Raw genomic sequence first — 7431 nt, forward strand, 5'->3', positions numbered from 1 at the left:
ATATAGGTTGTAAATTTATTATTATGAATTACAGGACATTTACCAATTACTTATTTCTGCTATCAACTCTGTTTTTATTAGGGCAAGATGGTACAAGTTTACTTTTACAAGAGAACCATGATTTTAGTTTACCAACAGAGGATATATATATTCAAACCGACAGGGAAATCTATGAATTTTCCGAAACGATTTGGTTTAAGGCTTACATTTTAGAGTCTAGAAGTAATATCCCATCTCAAAAAAACCAAACACTCTATGTACAGCTTAGACATAAAGAATCAAAGGAAGTTGTCTATAAAGGAAAATATAAAATAGAAAGTGGTATCTCTAATGGTAGCTTGTTTTTAGAAGAAAGCTTAAATTCTGGCAGATATACAATAGAAGCTTATACTTCATCATCAATACATCATGATTCCTTTCCTGTAACATCATTTAAAACCATTCTAATTCGATCTCAAGAAGCAAAAGTGCTTATGGATGCTGATTTTGATAAGCCAAATTATATTTCGGGTAATGATGTAAAAGTCAATTTGAATTTTTACAATAATAAGGGTTCTAATTTTGAATTTGAAAAAGTACTTATTAAACATTACAGAGGCACCAAAGTAATTGGGTCAAATGTTTTAGAGACTGATACCAATGGTGACATAAAATTGTACATCAATAAGGATTATGTTAAGCCTGAAATTAAGACAACACTATCTTTAAAATCAATAAAGGATCAGGAAATAGATTTAAATATTCCTTATAAATCTGAAAAACAAGTATATATTGACATTTTCCCTGAAGGAGGTAAACTCATCCAAGGGATTAATAATAAAGTAGCATTTAAAGCCACAGATGAAAAAGGATACCCTGTAGATATTAATGCAGAAGTGATTGAAAACGAAACATCAATTCTGTCCTTTAGTTCATATCACCATGGAATGGGATTTTTTAACATACAGCCAAAAGCGAATTATAATTATAAATTAAGAGTTACCCATCCTGTAGAGAGAACTATAGATGTTTCTAAGATTGAGCCCAAAGGAATAGGTTTGTCATTAATTGAGAATAAAGATAAATTCTTAAAAGTAAAAATTGAAAACTCTGGGTTGATATTGCCAATTAATGTCACATTAGCAATCCAATCTAAAGGCATCCCTTATTGGCAAGGAGAGGTAAATCTTAACAAAGATATAATCATAGTCAAAATTCCAAAATCCGACTTGCCAAAAAGACTTGTTGAACTTACGTTGTACAATGAAAATCAATTACCAATCGCAGAGCGTCTGATATTTTTAGGGAATGATTCAGATTTAAAAATAAAAAGACTATCTGCATTAGAAGACACTTATAAGCCAAAGGACAAGATAGAGTTAAAGTTTAAGGTCCAAAATCATTCAGGAAAATCACCAAAGGCCAATTTGAGTTTAAGAGTTTATGACAATGCTTTCTATGAACCAGATTTTTATACGGATATTGTGGTCCACCAATATTTATTTTCAAATCTGAAGGGACGAATTTACAAACCGTTTTATTATTTCGATGAGGCAAATAAACATCGTTTTAGTCATCTGGATTTGTTGCTTTTAACACATGGATGGCGTTCTTATAATTATTCTAAAGAGAGTTTATATTCCATAAAACGATTGAGTAACAATAAATTAGAGGATAGCCAAAAAGTTATGATTTACGAATATGGAGACGACAAGAAGCTAAAGAAAATTACTTCTCCGATGAGTGCCCGATTGGTATATCCATCAAAGGTTTTGGATTATCAGATTGGAATAGACGGTATAATTTATCCTCCACTTACCGAGAATGAAATGATATATATTAAAGCTATAGGAATTAAAGAGTATCGGTTTAAAGCTGTTGATGCCTTCGAGAAAATAGCTATAATCAATAAGGATAAAGAACTAAAACCAAGTATATTTTTGAACGAAAAAATAGTTAAAAGAAATAAGAATGATTTGTTAAGATATGTCAGTGAGAATAATGTCTTTTTAGACGAAGTTGAAGTCAAGGGGTCCAAAAAAAGAGCGGCTAACATAGACAAATGGAAACGTAAGCGTGTGTATCCTGGCCAGGGAGATTATGTATGTTATCAGTATAACGTTCTAAATTGTGTGAATCACACCAATGGAGGATATGAGCCAGTAGAAGGAGAAATGTATGGGCTTAATGGTGGTAGATCAATAGTTTATAGAGTATCAAAAAAAGAAGACACAAAAAAACGCATTGATAAATTTGGGTATATCGATGGGTATGAATTGAAAAAAGAGTATTATATGCCAAACTATGCAATAGAGCCAACAGACCTTCTGGATTTGAGAACTACTCTAGTTTGGGAACCTAATTTAGTTCCTGATGAAAACGGATATATTAATTACACCTTTTATACATCCGATATCAGGTCTTCGTTCTCTGTACACCTTGAGGGAGTAGATCGTCAAGGTAATTTGGGGTCGGTTAACTATAAGTTCAGAGTAAAGTAAATTAACCTTTGATAATTATACGATGCTTAAGCTCGTTGCCAAGTTCATCAACAACAGTAATAATGTGCTCGCCTTCTTCCGGTAAAACAGCCATATCATGAATATCTTTTGTGCTGCCAACAAACAGGTTGTCAATATACCAATAGAGTTTGAGTTCTGGTTTTGAGTGTGCAACTTTAAGTACTAAATCGTTGGTATTACCATCAAAATCCTTGGGTAAAAAAATGGTGTTTTGTTGATTGGGATAAATAAACTCCATACTAATAGCAATGGATTCTGAACAATCTCCTCGGTAAGGAGGAAGCTCTTTGTAGAATGGGTTTTTGGTTTTGAAGTAATAGGCTTGTAAGGGAGGCAATACAAACCAAGGTCGATTGTTTATGCTCGAAACATTTTCACAAGATGAATTCACTTGAAATTGCTCGGAAGCATCTAAATGCAACAATTGATGAAAAGGGCATGGTTCTGTTTTTTGCCCACTAATTTGGATATATCTCATTTCCGTTTCGTCACAGATTGATGATGCTCTAAACCCACTTTTTTTACAAATACTTGCCTCTAACATTTCGTCATAAGGTTTCGCAAACCAATTGCTTTTAGGTAAGAGTTCAAACACATCAAATAGGATTGGCGCAGCAGTTTGTACACCAACGAGTCCTGGTCGTCCTTCCCCATCAGCATTACCAACCCAAACACCAACCACAAAGTCTTTGGTAGTACCGATAGCCCAAGCATCTCTAAACCCAAAACTTGTTCCTGTTTTCCAAGCAATATCCTGAGAAGAATTATAAAACTCCCAGCTTTCATCACTTTCAGGTCTATTAACTTGTTTCATGCTTTCAAATGTGAGATATATAGAAGCCGCATCAAACACATTCTTTTCTTGAGTTAGTTTACCGAAGTCAACGGTTCTTTTCAAATCATAGATGGGTTGTATAAACTCTTGGGTATAATACTGACTTGAATTTTCGTTAAAGTGATTCAATATCGACGCCATTGCTGCATAACTTTTACACAAATCCCAGAGGTTACTTTCAGCACCTCCGAGCACTAAGGACAAGCCATAGTGATTGGCATTGTATTTTAAATCTTTTAACTTCAATTGTTGTAGATAATGATAGAAGCGGTCCAATCCAAAATCTTGAAGCATACGCACAGCAGGAATATTTAAAGAACGTGATAAGGCTTGATTGGCATGTACTGCACCATCATAGGATTTATCAAAATTTTCTGGCTGATAACTACCAAATTGTGTCGGGATATCTTCAACTAAGGTGTTTGGTAATAAATCACCTGCATCAAGCATTGATGCATAAAGAAAAGGTTTTAATATACTGCCTGTGCTTCTTGGTTTGTCCATTATATCTACACTTTTTTGATGTGCATTATCAGTAGGAGAGTTACCAATATAGGTCAAAACTTTTCGTTTATGTACGTCTAATACCAATACAGAGATGTTATAAATCTCATTTTGCTTTAACAAATTATAATGCTGTTTAACAATAGTATTGGCTTGTTCCTGTAGATTTACATCCAAAGTAGTTTTGAGATACTCACCCTTATGTTTTTTGGATATTTTTTGTAATAGGTGTGGCGCAATTTGGGGTAGTGGATATGGTTTTTTTGGCAAGTCTTCGGCAATAGAAAGCTCATAAGTTAATTTGTCAATAGTTTCGTTTTCAAATAACTTTTTGAGCAGACGATTTCGTTTATTCAATAAGCGTTTTTGATTTTTCCCGGGATAAATTAAACTAGGAGCATTTGGTAAAACAGCAAGAGTAGCACTTTCTGCCCAAGACAGATTAGAGGCACTCCTGTTAAAATAACGCCAAGCAGCAGCATCAATACCAACCACATTTCCTCCAAATGGAGCATGACTTGCATAAAGATTTAAAATATCATCTTTAGACAACCGCACCTCTAAGCGTGTTGCCAAAATAATTTCCTTAATTTTTTCTAGATAAGTTCTCGATTGTCCTTTGCGAGATAAGCGTATGACCTGTTGAGTAATAGTGCTTCCTCCCCGTTTTATTGAACCAGAGCTTAAGTTTTCTTTAAAGGCTTTAAAGATAGAAACAGGATTGAATCCAGGGTGCTTATAAAAATAGTCATCTTCAAATAGAAGTATACACGTTTTAAATTTTTTCGGAACATTTTTGGTTTCAGGGAACCTCCATTGGCCATCGTCAGCAATTAAGGCTCCCAATAATTCATCAGAATTGCTAGTTATAACTGTAGCTGTTGGATCTTTAAATAGTTGCTTTGGTAAACAGAAATAATAAGCAACAAGTAGTAAGAAAGCTATAATTGACTTTGCCCTGTGTTGTTTAATAAGCCTTATTAATCTATACATTTACTATACAAATGCTATACAATAGCTGATTTAAAGACCTTCTCATAGAAAAGGAAACTATATTGCACAAATTTATCTTTATATTTAAACGTGCAAAACTCTCGATTAGATCTTAAACTCCTTATATTTTTATGTATTTCTTTCCTTTCGGGAGAACTATACGCACAACTTAATGCGACAACAATAGGTGATGCTGTTGATTTAGGTGGTAATTGTTATAGAATTACTCCAGATTTACTCAATCAATCAGGAGGTGTTTGGTATGATAATCCGATTGATTTTGATGAAGATTTTACCATTTATTATCAGAATAATTTTGGAAGCAAAGATGTAAATGGAGCTGACGGTATGGCTTTGGTTTTTAAAAGGGATGTTACACCGTTAATTGGTGGTCTTGGAGGAGGTCTAGGTTATCAAGGTATTGCGGAGTCTCTTATTGTTGAATTTGATACATTTCAAAACAATAGTCCCGATATTGGGGTACTTGCTGATCCGACATTTGATCATATAGCTATACAAAGAGATGGAAATCCATTTCACAACAATACCGCAGCTAATTTAGCTGGACCTATTCAGGCTAGTGCTATGAACCCAAATATTGAAGACGGAGTAGATCATGAAATAAAAATACAATGGAATGCAACAACACAAATATTTAATGTCTATTTTGATTGTGCATTACGATTAAGCTTAAATCTTGATATTAAGACTTGGATTTTTAGTGGTGATGATAGTGTGTTTTTTGGTTTTGTAGGATCAACAGGTGGTTTGTCAAATTTACATCAAGTCTGTTTTAACAATATCACTTTTGTAGATAATCTTTTGTTCGAAGACCAAGATATATGTCTTGGGGATAGTTATAATGTCGATGCTACCGTACCTAGTGGAGACACCTATTCTTGGACCCCTACAACCGGTGTGAGCGACCCTAATATTGCTAATCCAGTATTGTCACCAACGGTAACAACAACGTATACAGTGACCATAAGCGATAATTGTGGTGAAACTACAACCGAAGATATTACCATTAATGTTTTACCTACAGAAACACCAATTTTTGATTCAATTAATCCAATTTGTGAAGGTGAGAATTTAGCGCCACTGCCTACTACGTCAAATAATGGTATTTCAGGAACTTGGAGTCCAGCATTAGACAATACAACGACAACAATATATACATTCACACCAGATAATAATTCATGTGCATCAGAAACAACACTAGAAATTATCGTAAATTCTAATATATTTCCAACATTTGATGCAATCGGACCAATTTGCGAAGGTGAGAATTTAGCGCCACTGCCTACTACGTCAAATAATGGTATTACAGGAACTTGGAGTCCAGCATTAGACAATACAACGACAACTACATACACCTTTATACCTAACGCTGCACAAGGTTGTGTTTTAGTTACAACTCTAGAAATAGTCGTTAACCCATATATAACAGCAACATTTGATGTAATCGGACCAATTTGCGAAGGTGAAACCTTAGCGCCATTACCTACTACTTCAAATAATGGAATTATAGGCAGTTGGAGTCCAATGCTAGACAATACAATTACAACAACATATACATTTACACCAGATGCTGGACAAGGCTGTGTTTTAGTTACAACTTTAGAAATTATTGTTAATCCAAATACGACACCATTATTTGATGCTGTAAATCCAATTTGTGAAGGTCAGAATTTAGCGCCACTACCTACTACATCAAATAATGGAATTACAGGCAGTTGGAGTCCAGTGCTAGATAATACAATTACAACAACATATACATTTACACCAGATACTGGACAAGGCTGTGTTTCAGATGCAACTTTGGAAATTATTGTTAATCCAAACGCAATACCATTATTTGATGTTGTAAATCCAATTTGTGAAGGTGGGGCCTTGGCACCGTTGCCAACAATTTCTAACAATGGAATTACAGGTAGTTGGATTCCAGCGCTAGATAATACAATTACAACTGTCTATACGTTCACACCAGATGCTGGACAAGGTTGCGTGTTAGAAACATCCTTGGAAATAATTGTTCACCCCCTACCTACAGTAGTAGTTCCCACGGTTTTGGAGGTCTGCGACGATGGCGTTCCGGACGGCTTTACGGAGATAGATCTAAGCATAAAGAACACAGAGATTACGGGCAACAACCCCAATTACATGGTGAGCTATTACCTTACGCCGGCGGATGCTGAGGCTGGGCTGGCCCCGTTGCCGATTCCCTATACGAACACCAGCAACTGCCAGACGGTATTCGTAAGGGTTGAGGATATCGTTACGGGCTGTTACGATACCACGGCGCTCGAGCTGTGCGTCGAGCAGGCCCCTGTGGCCAACGTTCCGGAACCTTTGCGCTACTGCGACCCGGACAACGACGGTTTCGGGATGTTTCCGTTGGACGATGCAGATAATGAGATTACGGGCGGTGCCCCTGGGCTGACGGTGACCTACCACGAGACATTTGCAAATGCCGATAATAATGTCGATGCGATAGATACGAGCGTGGACTACAACAACATCGTCGTGGACGCGCAGACCCTGTATGCAAGGGTGGAGAGCGCGACCATAGCCACGGACTGTGCGACGATAGTGGAG

The 7431-nt window shown here is 35.9% G+C and carries 3 protein-coding genes; 2 read left to right on the forward strand and 1 reads right to left on the reverse strand.

Annotation, left to right across the window (positions count from 1 at the left end; genetic code table 11):
• The first annotated feature begins 23 nt into the window (after window positions 1-23).
• Window positions 24-2480: an MG2 domain-containing protein gene (locus Q0992_RS13440; protein ID WP_299525335.1), complete on the forward strand. Its 2457-nt coding sequence runs from the start codon at window positions 24-26 to the stop codon at window positions 2478-2480.
• Window position 2481: 1 nt separating this feature from the next.
• Here the strand turns inward: Q0992_RS13440 and pbpC are convergent, their stop codons facing one another.
• Window positions 2482-4833, reverse strand: coding sequence for a penicillin-binding protein 1C (gene pbpC / locus Q0992_RS13445; protein ID WP_299525338.1), 2352 nt, complete (start codon window positions 4831-4833; stop codon window positions 2482-2484).
• A 90-nt stretch (window positions 4834-4923) separates the two neighbouring features.
• Here pbpC and Q0992_RS13450 point away from each other — a divergent pair.
• Window positions 4924-7431, forward strand: a 2508-nt coding sequence (locus Q0992_RS13450) for an L-type lectin-domain containing protein (RefSeq protein WP_299525341.1), incomplete at its 3' end; no start/stop codon positions are given.

Origin of the sequence: Winogradskyella sp. (assembly GCF_028289625.1) — a bacterium.
In the GTDB taxonomy this organism is placed as follows: domain Bacteria; phylum Bacteroidota; class Bacteroidia; order Flavobacteriales; family Flavobacteriaceae; genus Winogradskyella.